33 protein-coding genes and 2 pseudogenes are annotated in these 19,743 nt (G+C 63.6%); 31 read left to right on the top strand and 4 right to left on the bottom strand.

The genetic code is table 11. The features are described 5' to 3' along the window. The first annotated feature begins 185 nt into the window (after positions 1-185). Genes A7D27_RS11770 through A7D27_RS27805 form a run of 13 tightly spaced genes read left to right on the top strand, consistent with a single transcriptional unit; the run spans position 186 to position 8,195 of the window. Positions 186-503 (top strand): hypothetical protein, encoded by a 318-nt coding sequence (locus A7D27_RS11770; protein ID WP_069564987.1) that lies wholly within the window; start codon positions 186-188, stop codon positions 501-503. Continuing rightward, positions 500-841, top strand: coding sequence for a hypothetical protein (locus A7D27_RS11765; protein WP_069564986.1), 342 nt, complete (start codon positions 500-502; stop codon positions 839-841). The genes A7D27_RS11770 and A7D27_RS11765 overlap by 4 nt, the downstream gene beginning before the upstream one ends. Further along, positions 838-1,176, top strand: a complete 339-nt coding sequence (locus A7D27_RS11760) for a hypothetical protein (RefSeq protein ID WP_069564985.1) — start codon at positions 838-840, stop codon at positions 1,174-1,176. Before A7D27_RS11765 ends, A7D27_RS11760 begins: the two co-directional genes overlap by 4 nt. Beyond that, positions 1,173-1,931, top strand: a complete 759-nt coding sequence (locus tag A7D27_RS11755) for a Rha family transcriptional regulator (RefSeq protein WP_069564984.1) — start codon at positions 1,173-1,175, stop codon at positions 1,929-1,931. Before A7D27_RS11760 ends, A7D27_RS11755 begins: the two co-directional genes overlap by 4 nt. Then, positions 1,928-2,158: a hypothetical protein gene (locus tag A7D27_RS11750; protein ID WP_069564983.1), complete on the top strand. Its 231-nt coding sequence runs from the start codon at positions 1,928-1,930 to the stop codon at positions 2,156-2,158. Before A7D27_RS11755 ends, A7D27_RS11750 begins: the two co-directional genes overlap by 4 nt. After that, entirely contained in the window at positions 2,155-2,349 is a 195-nt protein-coding gene (locus tag A7D27_RS11745) for a hypothetical protein (protein ID WP_069564982.1), read from the top strand. Before A7D27_RS11750 ends, A7D27_RS11745 begins: the two co-directional genes overlap by 4 nt. Beyond that, complete coding sequence (locus A7D27_RS11740) at positions 2,349-3,278, top strand: hypothetical protein (protein WP_069564981.1); 930 nt, start codon at positions 2,349-2,351, stop codon at positions 3,276-3,278. The genes A7D27_RS11745 and A7D27_RS11740 overlap by 1 nt, the downstream gene beginning before the upstream one ends. Continuing rightward, positions 3,259-4,101, top strand: a complete 843-nt coding sequence (locus tag A7D27_RS11735) for an ATP-binding protein (protein WP_069564980.1) — start codon at positions 3,259-3,261, stop codon at positions 4,099-4,101. The genes A7D27_RS11740 and A7D27_RS11735 overlap by 20 nt, the downstream gene beginning before the upstream one ends. After that, positions 4,098-5,495 carry a DnaB-like helicase C-terminal domain-containing protein gene (locus A7D27_RS11730; protein WP_069564979.1) on the top strand — a complete coding sequence of 466 codons (1,398 nt, stop codon included), beginning with the start codon at positions 4,098-4,100 and terminating at the stop codon, positions 5,493-5,495. Before A7D27_RS11735 ends, A7D27_RS11730 begins: the two co-directional genes overlap by 4 nt. Then, on the top strand, positions 5,492-6,817 hold the full coding sequence (locus A7D27_RS11725) for a site-specific integrase (RefSeq protein WP_069564978.1): 1,326 nt from the start codon (positions 5,492-5,494) through the stop codon (positions 6,815-6,817). The genes A7D27_RS11730 and A7D27_RS11725 overlap by 4 nt, the downstream gene beginning before the upstream one ends. After that, positions 6,814-7,098, top strand: a complete 285-nt coding sequence (locus A7D27_RS11720) for a hypothetical protein (RefSeq protein ID WP_069564977.1) — start codon at positions 6,814-6,816, stop codon at positions 7,096-7,098. Before A7D27_RS11725 ends, A7D27_RS11720 begins: the two co-directional genes overlap by 4 nt. After that, complete coding sequence (locus A7D27_RS11715) at positions 7,095-7,646, top strand: hypothetical protein (protein ID WP_069564976.1); 552 nt, start codon at positions 7,095-7,097, stop codon at positions 7,644-7,646. The genes A7D27_RS11720 and A7D27_RS11715 overlap by 4 nt, the downstream gene beginning before the upstream one ends. A gap of 18 nt (positions 7,647-7,664) precedes the next feature. Further along, on the top strand, positions 7,665-8,195 hold the full coding sequence (locus A7D27_RS27805) for an FxLYD domain-containing protein (RefSeq protein WP_139134080.1): 531 nt from the start codon (positions 7,665-7,667) through the stop codon (positions 8,193-8,195). Between the two features lie 49 nt (positions 8,196-8,244). Here A7D27_RS27805 and A7D27_RS11710 read toward each other — a convergent pair whose 3' ends face one another. Genes A7D27_RS11710 through A7D27_RS11700 form a run of 3 tightly spaced genes read right to left on the bottom strand, consistent with a single transcriptional unit; the run spans position 8,245 to position 9,184 of the window. Further along, positions 8,245-8,523 carry a hypothetical protein gene (locus A7D27_RS11710; RefSeq protein WP_069564975.1) on the bottom strand — a complete coding sequence of 93 codons (279 nt, stop codon included), beginning with the start codon at positions 8,521-8,523 and terminating at the stop codon, positions 8,245-8,247. Further along, positions 8,520-8,942, bottom strand: coding sequence for a type II toxin-antitoxin system HicB family antitoxin (locus A7D27_RS11705; protein WP_069564974.1), 423 nt, complete (start codon positions 8,940-8,942; stop codon positions 8,520-8,522). Before A7D27_RS11705 ends, A7D27_RS11710 begins: the two co-directional genes overlap by 4 nt. Before the next feature lie 56 nt (positions 8,943-8,998). Next, positions 8,999-9,184: a type II toxin-antitoxin system HicA family toxin gene (locus tag A7D27_RS11700; RefSeq protein ID WP_069564973.1), complete on the bottom strand. Its 186-nt coding sequence runs from the start codon at positions 9,182-9,184 to the stop codon at positions 8,999-9,001. 109 nt (positions 9,185-9,293) lie between these two features. Between A7D27_RS11700 and A7D27_RS11695 the strand changes: the two genes are divergently transcribed. Both A7D27_RS11695 and A7D27_RS11690 read left to right on the top strand, forming a co-directional pair. Continuing rightward, positions 9,294-9,683, top strand: a complete 390-nt coding sequence (locus A7D27_RS11695; RefSeq protein ID WP_069564972.1) for a putative holin — start codon at positions 9,294-9,296, stop codon at positions 9,681-9,683. Beyond that, positions 9,676-10,014 carry a phage holin family protein gene (locus tag A7D27_RS11690; RefSeq protein WP_069564971.1) on the top strand — a complete coding sequence of 113 codons (339 nt, stop codon included), beginning with the start codon at positions 9,676-9,678 and terminating at the stop codon, positions 10,012-10,014. The genes A7D27_RS11695 and A7D27_RS11690 overlap by 8 nt, the downstream gene beginning before the upstream one ends. A 33-nt stretch (positions 10,015-10,047) precedes the next feature. On the opposite strand, the gene A7D27_RS11685 is transcribed toward A7D27_RS11690, so the two are convergent. Continuing rightward, positions 10,048-10,281 (bottom strand): hypothetical protein, encoded by a 234-nt coding sequence (locus A7D27_RS11685; RefSeq protein ID WP_069564970.1) that lies wholly within the window; start codon positions 10,279-10,281, stop codon positions 10,048-10,050. A 196-nt stretch (positions 10,282-10,477) separates the two neighbouring features. Here A7D27_RS11685 and A7D27_RS11680 point away from each other — a divergent pair, with 196 nt between their 5' ends. From A7D27_RS11680 to A7D27_RS11610, 16 genes and pseudogenes are all read left to right on the top strand, one after another. Continuing rightward, positions 10,478-10,666 (top strand): hypothetical protein, encoded by a 189-nt coding sequence (locus tag A7D27_RS11680; protein ID WP_069564969.1) that lies wholly within the window; start codon positions 10,478-10,480, stop codon positions 10,664-10,666. Next, entirely contained in the window at positions 10,666-11,001 is a 336-nt protein-coding gene (locus tag A7D27_RS11675) for an HNH endonuclease (protein WP_069564968.1), read from the top strand. The genes A7D27_RS11680 and A7D27_RS11675 overlap by 1 nt, the downstream gene beginning before the upstream one ends. A gap of 158 nt (positions 11,002-11,159) precedes the next feature. Then, positions 11,160-11,651 (top strand): terminase small subunit, encoded by a 492-nt coding sequence (locus tag A7D27_RS11670; RefSeq protein WP_069564967.1) that lies wholly within the window; start codon positions 11,160-11,162, stop codon positions 11,649-11,651. Next, positions 11,652-13,331: a terminase large subunit gene (locus tag A7D27_RS11665; RefSeq protein WP_069564966.1), complete on the top strand. Its 1,680-nt coding sequence runs from the start codon at positions 11,652-11,654 to the stop codon at positions 13,329-13,331. A gap of 3 nt (positions 13,332-13,334) precedes the next feature. Next, positions 13,335-14,555 (top strand): phage portal protein, encoded by a 1,221-nt coding sequence (locus A7D27_RS11660; RefSeq protein WP_069564965.1) that lies wholly within the window; start codon positions 13,335-13,337, stop codon positions 14,553-14,555. After that, positions 14,539-15,183 (top strand): HK97 family phage prohead protease, encoded by a 645-nt coding sequence (locus tag A7D27_RS11655; protein WP_069564964.1) that lies wholly within the window; start codon positions 14,539-14,541, stop codon positions 15,181-15,183. The genes A7D27_RS11660 and A7D27_RS11655 overlap by 17 nt, the downstream gene beginning before the upstream one ends. Continuing rightward, positions 15,180-16,373 (top strand): phage major capsid protein, encoded by a 1,194-nt coding sequence (locus A7D27_RS11650; RefSeq protein WP_069564963.1) that lies wholly within the window; start codon positions 15,180-15,182, stop codon positions 16,371-16,373. The genes A7D27_RS11655 and A7D27_RS11650 overlap by 4 nt, the downstream gene beginning before the upstream one ends. A gap of 61 nt (positions 16,374-16,434) precedes the next feature. Beyond that, positions 16,435-16,776, top strand: a complete 342-nt coding sequence (locus A7D27_RS11645; protein WP_069564962.1) for a hypothetical protein — start codon at positions 16,435-16,437, stop codon at positions 16,774-16,776. Next, on the top strand, positions 16,777-17,100 hold the full coding sequence (locus A7D27_RS11640) for a head-tail connector protein (RefSeq protein ID WP_069564961.1): 324 nt from the start codon (positions 16,777-16,779) through the stop codon (positions 17,098-17,100). Between the two features lie 3 nt (positions 17,101-17,103). Beyond that, positions 17,104-17,439, top strand: coding sequence for a phage head closure protein (locus A7D27_RS11635; RefSeq protein ID WP_069564960.1), 336 nt, complete (start codon positions 17,104-17,106; stop codon positions 17,437-17,439). Beyond that, on the top strand, positions 17,432-17,926 hold the full coding sequence (locus tag A7D27_RS11630; RefSeq protein ID WP_069564959.1) for an HK97-gp10 family putative phage morphogenesis protein: 495 nt from the start codon (positions 17,432-17,434) through the stop codon (positions 17,924-17,926). Before A7D27_RS11635 ends, A7D27_RS11630 begins: the two co-directional genes overlap by 8 nt. Next, a complete protein-coding gene (locus A7D27_RS11625) occupies positions 17,926-18,291 on the top strand; it encodes a DUF3168 domain-containing protein (protein WP_069564958.1) in 366 nt (121 codons plus the stop codon). The genes A7D27_RS11630 and A7D27_RS11625 overlap by 1 nt, the downstream gene beginning before the upstream one ends. Next, a pseudogene (locus A7D27_RS28925) lies at positions 18,182-18,691 on the top strand (phage tail tube protein); the annotation flags it as partial. The gene A7D27_RS11625 and the pseudogene A7D27_RS28925, both read left to right, overlap by 110 nt. Positions 18,692-18,940: 249 nt before the next feature. Beyond that, positions 18,941-19,087: pseudogene (locus A7D27_RS29080) on the top strand (phage tail tube protein); the annotation flags it as partial. Positions 19,088-19,098: 11 nt separating this feature from the next. After that, complete coding sequence (locus A7D27_RS11615; RefSeq protein ID WP_069564999.1) at positions 19,099-19,530, top strand: phage tail assembly chaperone family protein, TAC; 432 nt, start codon at positions 19,099-19,101, stop codon at positions 19,528-19,530. After that, positions 19,527-19,739: a hypothetical protein gene (locus A7D27_RS11610; protein ID WP_069564956.1), complete on the top strand. Its 213-nt coding sequence runs from the start codon at positions 19,527-19,529 to the stop codon at positions 19,737-19,739. Before A7D27_RS11615 ends, A7D27_RS11610 begins: the two co-directional genes overlap by 4 nt. Positions 19,740-19,743 lie beyond the last annotated feature (4 nt).

Genomic DNA, 19,743 nt, shown 5'->3' with positions numbered 1-19,743 from the left:
GATATGCGCGCTCGCTTGAGCCCCGAAAGGCCGCCCTAGACGGGGGCTTGCAGTTTTCAGGACCTGTGGATGATGGCCTTAACCGCCAAATCGCAGGCATGAAAAAGCCCGCTTGGCGGCGGGCTCTTTAGAACCACCCGTTGGCGCGGGTGGAAGTTACTTCATCGCTTGAAAGGAGCGAGAAAATGTCACACCCGGAAAATAGCAAAGCGCCCGTGGTTGCGCAACAGGCGAGCACGACTCAGTGCGTAGCCTTTCTCCAGTCTTCCGGTACCGGCCATTGCATTCTTGAGGTGCGTGGAGGGGTTCCAGTTGAGGAGGTGATGGAGTGCTACGAGGAGGTACTTGATGGCCTCACCGCCTTCATCAGGCGAATGTCGCGCGACGCTTCCATTGGCATTGATGAGGCTGAGGCTGCCGTTCTGGCGCTTCTGACCGAGATGATCGGCGCAATGACTGCAGCCTGTTCTCGCGGCATGGCTGCTGGTGGGGGTGTCCAATGAGCCTGTCTGAGTTCATCGCTGCAGGCATCCGCAACGACCCGACCTGTTCCCAGCGCAGAGCTCTCAGCGCTGATGAGGAGACAGAGGTAAGGCGGAAAAGAGGCAATGCCAGCGCCAGCCTGTTCAACGTTGGAAAGGGGCTCTCGGCCATAGGCACCCTGATGGGACTCGCTGGGGGCGAGGGAGAGGTCTCGAGCTCGACGGCGGCAGAGCTCGGTTGGTTCCTTGAGGAGATGGGCGACTTGGTTGCCTCGCTCAGCCAGGTAATCGAGACGACCACGGACTGCCTCCGGGCCCATGAGCGCGCCATTGCATCGGCTCGCCGGGAGGTCCTATGAGACGCCCGCTTTCAGCCCATCCCGCCCTGTCGGGCCTGGACCAGGAACAGCTCGCAGAGCTTGCCCTGGTAGGCCTGCGCTATCGCGCCCTCGGGGCGCAGCCGTTTGACCTCAGAGACAGCAAGGCACTGAACCCCTACTGGACAGCCGAAAAATTGGTTGCTGATGCGGTTTCAGTAGCACGTATGGCAGTGGGAACCCCTCTTGCCAACCTGCAGGGAGACCGAGCAGACGGCTGTCTCGCCGCCCTCTACAACGTCCAGCTCATCAGCCGTGAGATCTTCAAAAGCAGGTCACAGGAGCTGTGGCTGATGTGTCGGGGGGCTCGCCCATGAGCCTCCCAATCCATGAGCATCACCCTGCCACCATGTCGTCCCGCGAGATCGCCGACTTGGTCGAGTCGAGGCACGACAACGTCAAGCGCACCATGGAGCGCCTGAGCGAGAGGGGCGTCATCAGGTTTACTCCGACGGAGGAAACCTCCCACCAGGGTGCCGGTGCCAGGTCAGTTGAGGTCTACCTGGTCAACAAGCGCGACAGCTTCGTCGTCGTCGCCCAGCTGTGCCCCGAGTTCACCGCCAGGCTGGTGGATCGCTGGCAGGAGCTGGAGGCCCAGGCCTCCCGGCCGATGACCGCTGCCGAGCAACTGCTGGCCAGCGTCCAGTTGACGGTCGACCTGGAGCGGCGGCAGCGCCAGACCGAGCAGCAGGTTGCCGCTTTGGTGGAGACCATCGGCGACATGGACCGAGCCCACCCCTTGCTCGACTCCATCCCCAACGGGATGGAAAGCATCACCGCGATCCGACAGCGCATCGGCAAGCTCTACGGGCTCCCGCCGCGCGTGATCGATGCGGTCGTGCGCGAGATGCCGCACAGCCCCCGCCCATTCGCCATGGTGCGAAGCAAGCACGAGGAACTGAATGCGCGCCCCTTCGCGGTCTGGTCGAAGGCGGAGATCAGCAGGGTCTTCGAGCGCTTCGCCCAGGGCTGCACCTTCGTGACCCAACATCGTGCCACTCACCCTGATTTCGGCGCCGGCCGGGAGCGCTTCCAGATGCGTGGCAACCCTTCGCAGGAGTTCGGCGAATGACCACACAACCGAAACCGGGGCAGATTCTCACCGGCCCCAACGGGCGACCGGTAATCGCCGGCCCCTGGCCTTCCTACCGCCAGTTTCGCGAGTTGCCTGAGCGTGAGCGCTGGGTGCTGTACGGCCACGCAAAGGCCTCCCGCGCCGCTTTGGAGGATCAGGGCTTCGTCATGGCGGAGACCTATGACCAGTTCGTGCGGCGGGTGACCGAGGAGCTTGATCTATGAAACTCAAACCGTCCTTTGAAACCGACGTGTACATCAGCGCCGGCGGCTATTTCGCCATCAGCCAGCAGACCTTCCTCGGGGAGGAGCAGACGGTGGTGCTCTCTCCGGACCAGCTCCGCGCTGTGATCGCCCATGCCCGGATCCAGCTCCGCACCGAAAGGACCTGGTGGTCTCAGGAGGAGCATGACTGATGGCAAGGGCTCGAAACATCAAGCCGGGGTTCTTCGAGAACGAGCTTCTGGCTGAACTCGGCGCCTTTGACCGGCTGCTCTTCCTGGGGCTGTGGACGCTGGCCGACCGAGAGGGTCGCCTGGAGGACCGACCCAAGCGCATCAAGATCAAGCTGTTCCCGGGCGACGACTACGACGTCGAGCGCGGGCTTGAAGCGCTGGCCGGGAAGGGCTTCATCAGCCGTTACCAGGTCGAAGGGTATGCCGTTGTGGAGGTCTGCAACTTCCTCAAGCACCAGAAGCCCCACGGGACCGAGAAGGACAGCACGCTGCCCGACGCTAACGGTTTCCTCACTGTTAACGAACGTGGAAAGGGCGGTTGCGTCACCGGTAATAAACGCCTGATCCACGTTAACGGCTCCACTCCAACCGAACCAAATAACGTTAATCCAACGTTAGACAACGGTTCGTTAACGGTGGGTTCAACGTCTGATAACGCCCTGATTCTCCGATTGTCTGATTCTCCGAATCCTGAAGAAGAACACCCCCTACCCCCTGAGGGGGATGCCGCTGTCGCGGCGGTCGATCAGGGCGAACAGGGCGAGCCGGGGGCCAAGCCTGGGCGCAAGAAGCGCGACCCTGCCTTCGACGCCATGGCCGCCAAGCCGGAGAACGTGAGCGCCGAGGTCTGGGCGGAGTGGGTACGGCACCGGCGGGAGATCCGCAAGCCGCTGACGCAAACCTCCTGTGCCCGGCAGGTTGCGCAGTTGGCCAACTGCGCAGCCCCTGACGCTGTGATCCTGGAGAGCATCGCCAACGGGTGGCAAGGCTTGTTCCCCGGCAAGTCGAGCGGCCCGCCTTCGGGCAAGCCCTCGAACTTCACCAACCTCCCCAAGCACACCCCAGATTCGCACCACGAGGAGCCCGATCATGTCGGCCCGAATTTCTAACTTCGTCCGTTCCCCCGAGCGCACCTCTGGCCCGGAAAACAGCGCCCAATGCCCTGTGCACGGCCCCTTCACCGAGGTCAACGTTGAACAGTTTGCCGGCGGCATGCTGGCCACCGGCTGCCCGGCCTGCCACTTCGCCAACCTCCGCACTTCGCCGGCGGGCAGCGAGCAGCACCTGCAGGCTCAAAAGGTCCAGCGGGATCGCGTGCTTAATACCCTGCTGATCGGTTCCGGCATCACGCCTCGTTTCCGTGAGGCGACGCTGCAGAGCTACCGGACTGGAGGCAACGCACGGATGACCGCCGTGCTCGAGCGCTGCCGCGAGTTCGCCGAGAACTTCCCCGAGCACTACCAGGCCGGCCGCTCGCTGCTGCTGGTGGGCAACGTCGGCACCGGCAAGACCCACCTCGCCAGCGCCATTGCCCAGCATGTGATCCGAGCCCACGGCGCCCAGGCGGTCATCGTCAGCGCTGCCCAGATCATCCGGGTCGCGAAGGGCGCCATGGCAAGGAGTGCCCCGTACACCGAACAGGACGTGATCAAGGAGCTGGTGGGCTTCGATCTGCTGGTGATCGACGAGGTGGGGGCCCAGGGCGGTACCGAGTACGAGCGGGGCTTGCTGCATGAGGTGATCGATCAGCGCTATCAGCAGGTCCTGCCGACCCTGCTGGTCTCGAACCTGCCGGCCGATGCCAGCAGCGTTCCGGCTGGGGGGCTCAGCCTGCAGGACTTCATCGGCGAGCGGGCGCTGGATCGCCTTCGCCAGGGTGGCCGCGCCGTCCGCTTCACTTGGGATTCGGCTCGCAGCGGGGTTTCGCAATGACCCGAGAACTGTACAGCCTGGAATCGGAGCATGGCGTTCTTGGTGCCGTGTTGCGCGCGGCCCTTCAGCAGGAGGCCTCCCTCGTGGACCAGATCCTGGAGCAGGTCACCCCGGCCGATTTCTACTTCGAGGACAACGCCGCGCTCTTTCAGACGATCACGGACCTCCACGAGGAGGGCATCCCGGTCGACCCGGTGACGGTGGCGCAGGTGCGTCAGGCGTTGCCAAGTGGTGAGAAGACGCTGGGCTATGCCGGTGAGATCGCGATGAACGTCCCGTCGACCGCGAACTGGCGCACCTACTCCAGGCATCTGCGGGAGCGCGCTGTTCTGCGACGCCTGATCGCCGCGGCTCGCACCGTCGAGGAACTGGCCACCGAGGATCGGCCTCTGGCCGAGATCATCGCCAGGGCTCAAGAGTCTATGGCGGATCTTCGCGACCTCGACGACGACACGCCTGCATACCGCCGCTTGGACGAGGTGGTGCTGAAGTGTGCCGACCGGATCGACGACGGCCTGAATGATCGGCTGCCCAAGTTCCAGGAGACCGGATTGCCGGATCTGGACCGGCTGATGCAGGGCATTCGCCCCAAGAAGGTCACGGTCATCGCAGGCCTTCCGGGTAGCGGCAAGACCACCCTGGCGCTCCAGATCGCCCAGCACAACGCGGTGAAGTGCGGGAAGCCCTGGCTGGTGTTCTCGCTTGAGATGCCCGAGGAAGAGCTGGGTATCCGCGCCATTGCTTCCCTTGGTGGAATCGACCTGAAGCGCCTGGAGTCGCCCAAGGACATGGAGGACGAGGACTGGCAGCGCCTGAATACTGCGGCCCTCCAGTCCAAGGGGGCGCCCCTGTACATCTGCGATGACCCCACCGTGACGCCGTCGCGCATGCGTTCGATCGCGCGCCGCGCCAAGCGTGAGCACGGGCTGGCCGGCATCGTCGTGGACTACCTGAGCCTTGTGCCGCCGGAAACCAAGGGGCGCACGCGCGCTGAAGAGGTTGGGGCGGTGAGTAAGTCGCTGCTTCGGTTGGCCAAGGAACTGGATGTCCCGGTGATCGAGCTCTCACAGCTCAACCGGGAGTCAACCAAGCGTGCAGGAAAGGCCAAGCGCCCCCAGGCCAGCGACTTGCGCGACTCTGGCGAGATCGAGGCCGATGCCAGTTGCATCCTGATCGTCCATCGCGACATGGACACCGAGGAGGGACAGAACGGGATCACCGAGATCCTCATGCCGAAGAACCGCAACGCTTCGCCGGGCGTGTGCCATCTGCAGCAGCAGGGGCAGTACGGCCGATTCGTGAGCCTGCTGGGCTATCGGGAGCCCTCCCAGGAGGAGGTCGAGATGGGCCGCCCGTTCAAGGGGCGCCAGTTCTCGCGAGGTGGCAAAGAATGACCGCGCGCACCGAACACACGACCTTCACCGATGCCTCCATCCGCGCCGCCGCCGGCCGGCAGGACGTGCGCGAGCTGCGCGATGAGCGCCACCAGGCCCTTCGCTTCCGCTTCAGCACCAACCGCCAGAGCGGGACCTGGTGGGTGGTGATCGGCCGGCAGTGGTCGAAGCTGGGGCGCTGGCCTGGCCTGACAGCGAAGGCGGCTGTCGCGGCGCTGCCGCTGGCCCTGGAGCGGCTGGCAGTGGACCGGAAGGCCGCCGTGTCTTCCTCTGCCTGGGGCACCGTCGGCGACCTGCTGCGCTGGTACCAGGACCGCGTCCAGGGCGACAGGAGCATCAAGGCCAAGCGCCGCGACGACGTGCAGTCGGCCATCGCTCGGCACCTGCTCCCAGCGCTGGGTGAGCTGCCCCTGGGCCAGTTGGCTCCCGGCGCCGTGGACCAGAGGCTGGTCTGGCCGCTGATGGAAAGCCTGTCTGTGGCCTACGTGCGCCAGATCCTGCGCGTGCTGCTGGCCGGCCTGCGCCAGGCGGTGAGGCTGAAGCTGCTGCTGGCCAACCCCTTGGACGGCGTGAAGTTCTCCGACTTCGTGGCCAAGCGGGTCAAGCCCAAGGCGGCGCGCCTGCACGGCATGCAGCTCGAAAGCCTGCTGGGCGACCTGGCTGAGCGCTTCGAGAAGGCCCCAAGGGACGCGATGCTGGCCCTTTTGATGCTGACCCATGGCACACGCATAGGGGAGACCCGTTGCGCGCGCTGGCGGCACATCAGCTTCGCGGAACGGATCTGGGTGATCCCGGCGGCCAACACCAAGACAGGGCAGCAGCACGAGCTGCCGCTCACGGACCAGGTGATGGCGCTGCTCAAGCGCTACCAAGAGCACCAGACCCGGACCATGGGCCGGCAGGACTACCTCTTCCCCGGCTCCAGTGGCCAACCCCTGTCGGCTCGGCAGGCGTCGGCGCTGTTCCGTGGCATCAGCGCGGGGGAGTGGAGCAGCCACGACCTGCGCAAGGTGGCCCGTACCGGGTGGACCGATCTGGGGGTGGACTACCTGGTGGGCGAGCTGCTGGTGAACCACGCACTCCCCGACATGGCGACCACCTACATCGCGACCCATGCCAAGAAGCTGCAGCGGGAAGCCCTGGAGAACTGGTGCGCTTGGCTCGACGTGCGTGGTTTCGCCGCCATCCACGGCAAGACAGAGGTTAGCGCCGCCGATTCCGCAAACGGCCATCAGGCCAGCAGTGACGCGCAAGACACGAACAATCCGCCACCTACGCAGAGGAGGGGGCAGGAAGCAGCCATAGGGGGTACTCAGCAATGAACCAAGCCAACCAATTTGCCTTGCCCCGCAAGGTCATGACCGAGATCGAGCGCCGCATGATCAAGATGGCCGCCGATGAACTGCTCAAGGCCAAGACGGCCGGCGCCCAAGCGATGGCGGACCTGCTGGACCTGCTGGCGTCCTGGCACGGCAACCGCAGCGCCACCCCGTTCCGGGTCTTCGCGCAGTGCTGGGTCGCTGAAGGCAATGCCCGGACCAGGGCGTCCGCCGAGCTGCTGCGGGATCTGTTCGGCGAGCCCGGGCAAGGAGGTTTCGCATGACGGTCTACCGCGACGTGATGCCCGCCATCGTGCGGGTGCTGGCTGCCGATGCCATCGACAACACGGCGAAGCAGAGCTGGCAGAAGCTGATCGATAGGGAGCGGCAGGGCGGCCTGCAGAGCCTGCTGAGCGCCCAGGATCGCTTCGACTTCGACTGCATCCTGCATGCGTGGCTGCACCGAGAGCTGACGGCGGCCGAGTGGGATGTCTTGGTGGCCAGGTTCTCGACGCACGACGCGCGAAGGGTCGGCGCTATCGGCCGGCTTGCGCCGAGGGTCAGCTCTCCAGCGCCCCAGCTCTTCGTTTACAAGGCTGTTACGGCCTGGGCAATCCCGAAGATGAAAGGCAAGGAGGGGAAGCGGTCAACCGAGATGCTGATCCTTCCGACGGAGTTCTACGACCTCAACACCTGGGACACCGAGGGCCGGCCGGAGTCGACGCGGAGCCGGTGGCGGCGGGAGATCTGCAAGCAGCTTGAAGCCCTTCAGGAGCAGGCCGTCGTGCATGTGACGGAGATCCTTGAGCGTGAGCAGCTGCTGGTCGCCTGAAGTTGCCAAGTAGGAGATATGCTCAGTTTTGAGCGCATCTCCGGCCCACTAGGGCTTGACGACTGTGAGCGAATGAGCGAAATTTCACACCATCGTCTGATCCGTGCGCGTCGCGATGACAGACAAGAAAAACCCGGCCAAGCGCCGGGTTTTTTCGTTTCAGGCTGCCGCCTGTCGATTGACGTTGTTGAGCTCCTCGCTTACAAGAAAGGGCTTAATGGTAAGATGGACCTTAATATGAAAAAGACTTTGTTCTCTTTGTTGGTAGTGTTCTCAACACTTACATTGGCAAACGAGCGCGTTGACGTTTCAGAGATCAGTATAAAAAACGATGGTGCTTTCCCTGTGGTTACTGGGCTCGCAACGAACGTTTCTGATAGTCCGATCAATACTCTCTTTCTCAAGTTCAAGCTTTATCGGAACGGCGAGGTTGTCGGAAATACTATTGATCAAGCTAGTGATATTGGGCCTGGAGAGAAGTTTCGGTTCAGTGCTCCGGTAACCGTCGAGTTTGATGAAGCTCGATTGAGCTCAGTCGACACGTACTGAGTATTTCCTAAGTGAGAAGCCCGGCCAAATGCCGGGCTTCTTCGTTTCTTCAGACCGAAGTTCCTTTGTAGTAGTGCTCGACGTTGTCAGCACCATCACCGACGCATGAAGCCCAAGCCCGATTGAGGACCTGCTTTTCCATTGGCTCCGGCCTGTTGAACCAACTTACATTCAACACGCCCTTGTGGTCTTCGACCTGCGCGACTTTCTCCCGCAGATCGCCCAGCCCAAGCATGTCCGCCAGAGCCTGGGCGTAGCCGATGACCCTCAGCAACCTTTCGTCGCGTTTGCTGCTGCCTTCGTGGTTGGTGACAAGAATCTCGTTCATGCAGCCTCCAGGCTCAGGGTGATGCGCTTGCCCAGAGAGGCAAGGGCGCGTTCCAGCTGTTCAATCTTCGACGTGTGCTCAAAGTCCACCAGTCGGGCAGCCACTGGGTGCGAAACCTCCAGCAGCCGGGCCAGGTCGGCGACGCGCAGGCCTTGCTCGCGCATGGCGTTCCACAGAGCAGCCTTCGCAGCGAACTGAATGGGCTGATAGATCACATGCTGACCCGGCTCCGGTTCGCTTGCGGCCGGAATCTCCCGGCCCTGGTCGACGTAAATGGACATGGCCAGCTGAATGCCTTCCACAGCATTCGCCAGCAGTTCTTCCAGGGTATCGCCGGCGCTATGCGCCTCCGGCAAGTCCGGGCACGACGACCAGTAGTGGTCGTTTTCTCGGTGGACCGAGATGGGGTAGTTGACCATGGGGTCTCCTCTCTTCGTGTGGAGCTGATGAATTGTTCCGACCATCAGGCTAGGCCTCAGTCCTTGAGGCCTAGCTGTTTGATGATGTCCTTCCTGAGTCCTTCGCTGATTTCCTTAGCGCCGTGGTTCGGGAAGATCGTCTGTCGGCCCCGGTATCTGATCTTGAAGTGGCTGCCTTTGGCTGACTTCGAGAACGTGACCCCTTGGGACTCCAGCCATCGCCGGAACTCGCTGTACTTCATCAACTCTCCTTCTGTTTGTTGATGGGGTCAGTATAAAGCATTTCTGATTAAAGTAAACAGAAATGATTAATTTATTTCGGGCGCTACATGCGCCATCAGGGAGAACAGCATGGCCGAGCCCAGCACTGCAGCCGCAGTGATAGCACCGACCGCACTGGGCATCACGGCTGCCAGCCTGGTTCCGGGCGTGGATCTCAGTGCAGTGATCGGAGGCGTCGCGGGGGCCTTGTTCTTCGTCGCCTGGGCGAGGGACCTGACCGTATGGGCCCGCCTGGCGTACCTGGTGGTGTCCTGGGTGGGCGGCTACCAGGTAGCCGTCGAGGTGGTGGGTCGCGGGTATTCGACCTACAGCGGCCTGCCTGCCCTCATCTCGGGCGCGCTCATCGTCACGGCGCTGATCAGCGTTGCGGACTGGGTGCGCGGTGGCCAGCCTCCCGCCTGGCTGCGCGCGGTGATGAGCTGGGTTCGCCCTGGCTCTGGAGGAAACGGCAATGGGTAGCATCCTGACGGTAGACCCGTGGGCCCTGGTGGCCGCCGCGATCTGCGCGGCCATCTCGCTCCGCATAGTTCTATGGCGCCCGGACGGGCACCAGTACAAGCCAGGTGCGTCCCTGCTGGCCTGGGTGCTCAGCGCTTCGTCTGGCTGCTACGCCCTGAGTGTGGTGCTGTACAGCGCGTGCGGCCAGCCGGTGGCGCCTGTGTCGCCCCTGCTGGCCTGCCTGCTGTTCGTGATGGCAGTGCTGCTGTATCGCGCCCGGGGAAACGTCGCTGCGTTCCTGCGGGTGAACTGGGAGCAGCCATGGTCGGGTGTGGAGAGGAGAAGAAGCTGAAGGGCCCATAGGGGCGACCTTCAGCACTAGCTACTAGATGGCTTCGAGTCGTGCCGCGTCATACAGGAAGCGGCCGTGCTGGTCGCCGCCTCGCGTGGGGTCGTCAAGGAAAGCTCCTTTGATAAGGCCTCGCCTACGCAGCTCTCGAATTGCAAGTAGATTCAGTTCGGTATCTCCGGGAAGAGATCCAGCAGAGAGCATCCGAGGACGCTCCTTGATGCTTTGCAGGACGGACTCCAGCAGCTCATTACTCACTTCTCTTGACATCTGAACCTCCTGGTTCGTGGTTGTGCAGAGCTTGGAAGCGTACCAGCAGCAAAGGGTGAGGATTGAACAGTAGGCGCACATCCGATGAAGCGGCACTAGCTGCGTTAAGGGAACTGAGTTCTGAGGAGGTATTGGGTGGCATGTGCAGCATGTGAACGCCGTAGGGCTTGGATCAAGAAGTGGATCGGAGTAGCGCATGAACGGGCACGACAAGCATTCGGGGGACCTGACCATGGTGACGAACCAACTGGCCCAGCTCCTGGAAGAGCAACGCCAGACCAATCAGCTGCTTCTGATCCTGATCGAGGCGATCGAAGGCGACGCGGCGGAGCCTGAGGATGACGAAGCGCAAGGCGGCTCCTACCTCAGCGGAGCCCCGCTCTGATGGCCAGGCTGAAGACACTGCGGCCTCGCCTCTCGGAAACGAAGAGCCGAGTCAAGACCATCAACTCGGATTCCTGGCGAGCAACGAAGACGACAGCCGCCCAGCGAGGCTACGGCTACCGGTGGCAGCAGGCGCGGGAGAGGTTCCTTCACGCCCATCCGCTCTGCTGCTACTGCGAACGACAGGGCTTGGTCACGGCCGCGACAGTGGTTGACCACATCGTCGCCCACCAAGGAGACCAGGAACTGTTCTGGGATCAGACCAACTGGCAGCCGCTGTGCAAGCCCTGCCACGACTCAGTGAAGAAGGCCGAGGAGGCAGGCAGGAAGGCGTGACCCAGGCGGGAAGATGCGACTGATTCCCATCTGTAGCGCCTGAAGGCCACGGATTGAGGTTTTCTATGGTGGGGGGGGGCGAAATTATGGAAATAAATCGTTCCTAGACCGCGCCCCCTCCCATTCGCACATTTTTCCCCCCCTTGAGGTTCTTGTTAATGGCGTTAACAGAGAAACAACGCCGATTTGTTGACGCAAAGGCCGGGGGCGCGTCCAACAAAGAGGCAGCGCTAGCCGCTGGCTACGCGGCTTCCAGCGCTTCAGTCGCGGGTTCGCGATTGGCTAAAGACCCCCAGATCATCCAGGCCCTCGACAAGCGGAAGCGTGTTAAAGCCAGCAAGGCTGCAGCACCTCCGGCCGACCCTCCACCAGTTGCCCCCGCCGAGCTCAGTGGCGACGAGGGCGGCGGCGAGATCCTGGCCAACCTGCCCCAGACCGAAGACCCACTCCAGTGGCTGCTGTCCCTGATGAACGAGCCGAACGCCAAGGTGTTCGACCGGCGCAACGCCGCCCAGGCCGCCTTGCCCTATATCCATGGCAAGAAAGCCGACCAGGGCAAGAAGGACCAGAAGGCGGCCGCCGCGAAGGAGGTCAGCAAGGGCAAGTTCGGGACCAGTAAACCCCCGCTGACCGTCGTCAGGAGCCAGTAGATGCAATGGACAACTGCCTGCCCTGACTGGTGGCGGCGCCTTGCTGCCGGCGAAACCATCATCCCGCCGCCGCTGTTTCCCGACGTGGCGGCCGACCACATCGAGGTGTTCCGGTCGCTCAAGATCGTCGACGCACCGGGCAGCCCGACCATTGAAGCGGCCTGCGCGCCCTGGGTGCTGGACTTTGCCGCCGCGATCTTCGGCAGCTACGACTCGGAGACGGGTCGACGACTGATCACCGAATACTTCCTCTGCATCCCGAAGAAGAATTCGAAGTCGACCATCGCCGCCGCCGTGATGCTGACAGCGCTGATCCGGAACTGGAGGCTTGAGGCGGAGTTCATCATCCTCGCGCCGACCAAGGAGATCGCCGACAACAGCTTCAAGCCTGCCGCTGCCATGGTGAAGCACGACGAAGAGCTGGCGGCGCTGCTGCATGTGCAGCCTCACCTGCGCTTGATCACCCACATGGAGACCGGCGCCACCCTCAAGGTGGTCGCGGCCGATAGCGACGTGGTTGGCGGCAAGAAAGCCGTCGGCGTGCTGATCGACGAAGCGTGGCTGTTCGGCAAGAACCCGAAGGCGCCGGACATGATCCGCGAAGCCACGGGCGGTCTGCTGTCTCGCCCGGAAGGCTTCATCATCTGGCTGACAACCCAGTCGAACGAACCGCCGGCCGGGGTGTTCAAGTCGAAACTGAACTACGCCCGTGGCGTGCGCGACGGCCGCTACGAGGATCCGCAGTTCCTCCCGGTGATCTACGAGTTCCCGAAGGACCTGATCGACAGCGGCGAGGCTCGCCAGCCCGAGAACTTCCACCTCGTGAACCCGAATATGGGGTACTCGGTGGACCGGGCAACCCTTGAACGGATGCTCATGCAGGCCGAGATCGATGGGGAGGCGGAGCTGCGCGGATTCTTCGCCAAGTTCCTCAACATCGAGGTCGGGCTGGCGCTCATGTCGGACAGTTGGGTAGGTGCATCCTTCTGGGAGCCACAGGCTTGCCAGGGGCTGGATCTGGATCGGCTGCTGGAGCGCTCTGAAGTGGTGGTGGCCGGCGTGGATGGTGGAGGTCTGGACGACCTCCTTGCCCTGACCATCATGGGGCGGGAGCGGGACTCTCGGAACTGGCTGCACTGGGCCCATGCCTGGGCGCACCCCTCCGTTCTCGAACGGCGGAAGTCCGAAGCGCCGAGGCTCCGCGACCTGGAAGCAGCGGGCGACCTCACCATCGTCGAGCAGATCGGCGACGACGTGGAGCAGCTGGTGGCCTACATCTGCCAGGCCGACGCATCCGGCCTGCTCGACAAGATCGGGCTGGATCCGGCTGGCATCGGCGCCATCCTCGACGCGCTGCTGGCTGCCGAGATCGACGAGGACCGCGTGGTCGGCATCTCCCAGGGCTGGAAGCTGACCGGGGCTATCAAGACGACCGAGCGCAAGCTGGCCGAGGGCGCCCTGCTGCACTGCGGCCAGGCCCTGATGGCCTGGGCCTGTGGCAACGCCAAGGGCGTGCCGTCCGCGAACGCCTTCCTCATCACGAAGCAGGCGTCCGGCACCGCCAAGATCGACCCCCTCATGTCCACCTTCAACGCCGTATCGCTCCTGTCCCTCAACCCCGAGGCGCGTGGCGGGCTGGACGACTACCTCAACAACGGCTTCTTCGGACTCATAGGCTGACGTATGACTTTTCGCTGGTACAACCCGCTTACCTGGCGGATGTTCGGCTATACCGATCCCGCCACCGGCAACTATGTCGAGGTGGACCTGGAGGTTGGCGCCAAGAGCACGAAGTCAGGTGTCAGGGTCACCACCAAGACGGCGCTGTCCGTCGCCATGGTGTGGTCCTGCATCAAGGTGCTTTCGGAGTCGCTTGGCGGCTTGCCGCTGAAGCTCTACGACGACACGGCCGCGGGTCGCAAGCTGGTCACCGGCCGCGATCGGCAGTTGCGCATCCTGCGCAAGCCGAACCCCTACATGACCCTGCTGAACTTCCTCAAGTTCGCCGTCGTGAACATGGCGCTGCGCGGCAACGCCTTCGCCCTGATCGAGCGCAATGGACAGGGCGAGGCGCTTGGCCTGATTCCCCTGGCATGCGACAGCGTCACGATCGAGATGGAGGACGGGGAGCTGATCTACTGGGTCCAGCTCAAGGGCCAGGCCGCCTTCCCGGTCTCGCCCGAGAACATGCTGCACTTCAAGATCTTCAGCCTCGACGGCATCACCGGCTTGTCACCCATCGAGCACCAGGCTGAAACCATGGGGCTCGCCAAAGCCGGCCAGCAGTGGGCCGCGCGCTTCATGCGCAAAGGCGGATTCACCGGTGGATATGTCGTCTACAAGGAGTTTCTCACCAAGGCCCAGCAAGCCCAGATCATGGAGAAGTTCCCCGACGTCCGGGCTGGCGATGCTGACGACATCGGCAAGATGGCCATCCTGCAGGGCGGGCCCTCCATCGTGCCCGCCGGGATCAGCCAGAAAGACGCCCAGTTCATCGAGTCTCAACAGTTCCAAGAGGAGGCGATGGCGGGCATCTATGGCGTTCCGCTCTGGCTGGCCAACCGGGCCAGCAAGACTTCCATCATGGGCTCCAACCTGGAGCAGCAGCTCACCGGCTTCATCACCTTCGGCCTCAAGCCCTACATCGACGCCATCGAGGACGAGCTCAACGACAAGCTCTTTCGTGCCGGCTCCCGCTTCGTGGAGTTCGTCGTGGAGGGCCTGCTGCGCGCGGACAGCGCCGGTCGGGCCACCTACTACCAGGCAGCGCTCGGCGGGTCCGGTGGTTCGGGCTGGATGACGATCAACGAAGTCCGCGAGAAGGAAAACCTTCCCCGCCTGGCGGGCGATGAATACGACCGGGTCACCCGGTGGGAGATACAGAACAATGCTCAGCAAACTTGAAGTCCCGTTCGAGGTGAAGGCCGTAGACGACGCCGGCAACTTCGAGGGCTATGCGGCCGTCTTCAACAACGTCGACCTCGGCGACGACGTCATCACCCCGGGCGCTTTCGTCAGGGTGAAGACCACCCGTCTCGGCAAGCTGAAGATCGCCCTCTACCACGACCTGACCCGGCTAGTCGGCGCTGCCGACTACTCCCAGGACGAGCACGGCCTGCTGATCAAGGGCCGCGTCAACCTGGCCGTGAGCTATGCGCGTGACGCCTACGAGCTGATGAAGGACGGCACGCTCGACAGCATGTCCATCGGCTTCAACACCCTGCGGGCCGACCTGGAAGAACGGTCCGGCCGACGGGTGCGGGTGATCAAGGAGGCTGAGCTCTGGGAGGCCTCCCTGGTCCCGTTCGGGATGAACCCCGAAGCCACCGTTCTCAGCGTCAAGTCGGACATCCGACGCTTCGAGAGCGCCCTCCGCGAGCGGATGGGCCTCTCACAGAAGGAGGCGGCAGCCGTCGCCTCGCTCGGCTTTCCTGCGCTGCGCCGTGATGGCGGAAGCGAGGCCACGGAGATCGTGGATGAGCTGAAGGCAATTTCCCAACTTATCCACACCTCTTTCGGAGTATCGCAATGAGCGAACTGAACCAAGTCCGCGAAGCCATCGAGCTTCAACTGAAACAGGGCTTCAACGGCCTGCAGACCAAGTACGACGCCGCCATTCAGGAAATCGAGAAGGGCAACAAGGTCGCCTCCGACCTGAAGGGCCAGATCGAAAACCAGAAGGGCGAGCTGGAGCGCGTGATCGAGAAGGTCCAGGAGCTCGAAGAGAAGGGCGTCAAGCTGCGTGGCGGCAACGAGAAGAAAGGCCTGATCGACCTGGTGAAGGCGCACGACGGTTACAAGGGCCTGCAGCAGAAGAGCGCGGCCTTCGCCGAAATCGAGTTCACCAAGTCCGACCTTTCGAGCGCGCTGGAGCGCAAGGCTACCTCCGCCGGCCTGGTCAATCCCGAGTTCGATCCCGTCATCCAGCCGGGCATGCGCCAGGAGCTGCGCATCCGTGACCTGCTCACCACCATCCCGGTCTCCGGCCAGCAGTACAGCTATCACCGTGAGCTGCTGCACACCCGTGGTGCTGCTCCGGTTGCCGAGGGCGGCACCAAGCCGACCAGCAACGTGACCTTCGAGCTGAAGACCGATCGCGTCAAGAAGATCGCGGTCTGGATGCCGGTGACCGACGAGGCGCTGGACGACGTGCCGCAGCTGATGGGCTACCTGCAGGAGCTGCTGCGCTATGACCTGAAGCTCGAAGAGGAAGCCCAGATCCTCAAGGGCGACGGTACCGGCGAGAACCTGAACGGTCTGATGACCCAGGCCACCGCCTATAACACCTCGCTCACCAAGACCGGGGATACCGGGATCGACGTGGTGCGTCGTGCGATCTACCAGGTGCGCAAGCAGTCGATGCTCTCCGCCGACGGTGTCGTGATGACCGATCTGGACTGGATGAACATCGAACTGCAGAAGGACGGGGAGAACCGTTACCTGTTCGCCAACCTGCAAGGCCTGGTTACCCCGATCCTGTGGGGGCGCCCGGTCATCACCTCTGACAGCGTGGACGAGGGCAACGGCACCACCGGCGGCGAGTTCCTGGTGGCCAACTTCGCGCGCTCCTCGGTGCTCTACGACCGCATGTCGTTCGTGTTCAAGATGGGCCTGATCAACGATCAATTCATCAAGAACGAACGCGCCTTGCTGGTGGAAGAGCGCCTGGGGCTTGGCGTGCGCCGCCGCGAGGGGCTGGTCAAGGGCCGTTTCCCGGTCTGATCCGCGTGGGTAAACACAACCGGCCGGCCTTAGCGCCGGCCTTTCCATTTCTGGAGGCACCATGAAGATCAAGACGCTGTGGGGGTTCATTGGCAATGCGGAGAAGCTGGGCGCTGACAGCTCCCGCGTGCCGGCAGACAAGGTGTTCGACGACGTCGAAGACGAGTATGGCCATGCCCTGATCGGCAAGGGGCTCGCCGAACGCATTGACGAGTCGTCGGATGCCGGCAATGCCGAAATCGCAGCCGAAGAGGCTCGGCTCAAGGCTGAGCAGGAAGCCCGCGAGAAGGCGGAAGCCGAAGCCCGCGGCAAGGCAGAAGCTGAAGCCAGGGCGGCAAAGGAAGCCGAAGAGGCCAAGGCCTCCAAGGGGAGCAAGCCCGCCGCCCCGAAAGAGACCAAGTAAGTGCAGATCGACTGGACGCAGAAGCCCGAGCTGCTGGCTCTGGTCAAGAAGCATGCCCGGGTCGACATCGACGATGAGGACGACCTCGTGAAGGGGTATGTCGATGCCGCCCTGGCGCATGTCGAGCAGCACTGTGATCGGACGCTGGTGGAAGGGACGCCGGCCAACGACGGCGAAATGGCGCTCACCCCCGACATCTGGCAGGCGGTCTACCTGATCGTCGCGCACTGGTACGCCAACCGCGAAGAGGTGGTCACCGGGACAACCGCCACCTCCCTCCCACTCGGCGCCGAGCGCCTCCTCTGGTACCGCAAGAGGTTCTGACCCATGGAAGCAGGACGACTGCGCCACCGCGTGACGTTCCAGCAGCTGCTGGACCAGCAGGATCCGCAGAGCGGCGACCCGGTCAAGGCCTGGGTTACGGTGTGGGACCGGGTACCAGCGGCCATCGAACCACTCAGCGCACGCGACTTCATCGCGGCCAAGGCCGCTCAATCGGAGGTCTCCGCCCGCATCACGATCCGCTATCGCCCAGGGGTGAGCCCCTCCATGCGGATCCTCCATGGCACCAAGGCCTACGCGATCGCAGGCGTCTTGCCGGATCCGAAGAGTGGGCGGGAGTACCTGACCCTTCCGGTCTCCGAGGGGGTGCGTGATGGCTGACGGTATGGAGTTCTCACTCATTGGCCTAGAGGACCTGCTGGGAAAGCTCCGAAGCGTCTCCCACGACGTCCGCCGCAAGGGTGGTCGCGCGGCGCTGCGCAAGGCTGCCGGCGTCGTCGTGGCCAGGGCGAAGGAAGGAGCCCTGGGCCTGGACGACAGCCAGACAGGGCGAAGCATCGCCGACAACGTCGCGGCCCGCTGGAATGGAAGGCTTTTCCGGCGTACCGGCGACCTCGGCTTCCGTGTCGGCGTGTTGCAAGGGGCGGTACTGCCTGACGCCGGAGAGAAGCCGGACAAGGGCACCAACGCTCCGACGCCCCACTGGCGCCTCCTTGAATTCGGAACCGAGAAGATGCGGGCCCAGCCGTTCATGCGCAAAGCACTGGCGGATCACATCAGCGAGGTCATCGGGGTGTTCGTGACCGAGTACGACAAGGCTCTAGACAGAGCCATCAGGCGGGCCGCGAAGGCCTCACGGAGGGCGTGATGTTCGCACCTATCTTCGCCGTCTGTGCCGCAAGCCCGGCTGTGCTGGCAGCGCTCGGGGCTGATCCGGTGAGGTTGTACCCCTTCGGCGAAGCGCCCGAGGGCGTTGCCAAGCCCTATGCCACATGGCAGGGCATTGGCGGCGGGCCGGAGAACAACATCAACCAGGCCCCTGAGATCGACCGCTTCGCCCTGCAGGTGGATGTCTTCGCCGACAGCGCCGCTTCCGCCAGGGAGTCCGCGAGGGCCCTGCGTGATGCCATCGAGCCGCACGCTCACATCACCAGTTGGTCCGGCGAATCGCGAGATCCCGCTACCGGCTCCTATCGCTACAGCTTCGACGTGGACTGGTGGGTGGAACGCTGACCAGGCCGTACACCCCCGCACCTGCGGGCCTTTCGCACCAACCAACTCAACCAGGAGAAATCCCATGCCCGTTAAAACCCAGGGCTCCCAGCTCTATGCACTGTTTCCGGTCAAGGCCACGCCCGGCCAGTTCGAGGTCCTCGAAATCGAGTGCATCAACAACTTCAACGGCGGCGGCAACCCGGCCGACCAGATCACCATCGAATGCCTGAACGAGACCACGCGCCGCTACCTCAAGGGCATGCGCACCCCCGGCCAGGCCACCTTCACCATCGACGCCGACCCGAAGAACCTGTCGCATATCCGCCTGCAGGAAGCAGCCGAGTCCGACGACGAGTCCTTCGACGACATGCGCTTCGCTCTGGGCTGGTCCGATGGCATCGGCGTGGCCCCGGGCCTGGCCGCTGCCGGCGGCGTCTCCGCCGTCTCCCTGAGTGCCGGCGGCACCGGCTACACCTCGGCGCCCACGGTGAGCATTACCGGCGGCGGCGGTACCGGTGCGACTGCTACCGCCACTGTGAGCGGTGGCGTGGTCACTGCTGTCACCATCACCAATCCTGGCTCCGGCTACACCACGGCACCGGCGGTGGCGTTCTCCGGTGGATCGGGTACCGGTGCCGCAGCCAGTGCCGAAGTATCGGCTGAGGCTGACTTCATCCTGCCGGCGACCCGCACCTGGTTCCTCTTCGACGGCTACGTGGCTGACTTCCCGTTCGACTTCCAGGCCAACACCACGGTCAAGACGGCGGTTTCCATTCAGCGGTCCGGCCCTGGCGCCTGGGTTCGCAAGGCCTGATGGGGGTGGTGATGGAACTGAACATCGAAAGCCTCAAGCAGCTTGGGGCGTTCACCGGCCGACCGGTGAGGAAGGAAATCACCTGGCCCAAGGATGGCGAGACGCTGTCCGGCGTCGTCTTCGTCCGGCCTCTGGGGTACCAGGCAGCCGTCAACGACGTGCTCGCCGCATCTGGGCGCCAGGACGGCATCGCTGGCCGCATCGCCTCCAGCATCGTCAGCGAAGCGGGCGAACCCGTCTTCACGGTGGAAGACATTGTCGGCACCGCCGACCCCGAGCGTGGCCCGCTGGACGGCGCCCTGACGATGGCGTTGCTGCAGGCCATCCACGAGGTGAACAACCCGGGAAAGAAGAGCCCCTCACCGGCCTCGAAGAAATCTGGCACGAGCTCGTCCAAGCCGGTATCGGGGGCAGAACGGTCGCGGAAGCCCAAGAGCGAATGAGCCAGCGCGAGTTCCTGGGCTGGGTGAAGTACCGGGAGCTTCGTGGCTCGTTCAACGTCGGCATGCGAATAGAGGCCGGGTTTGCGCTGCTGGCTTCGATGGCAGCCAACTACATCAACGGAACGGACACCCACAGCCCGCAAGACTTCATGCCCCACAACCCTCGGCCGGAGCCGACGGTTGAAGAGGCGATGCAAGCCTGGGGCTGATCAG

It is taken from the genome of Pseudomonas sp. 1D4, assembly GCF_001728925.1.
GTDB classification, from domain to species: Bacteria; Pseudomonadota; Gammaproteobacteria; order Pseudomonadales; family Pseudomonadaceae; genus Metapseudomonas; species Metapseudomonas otitidis.
The sequence above is the reverse complement of the archived record's forward strand: the minus strand, read 5'-3'. Positions and strand labels throughout refer to the sequence as shown.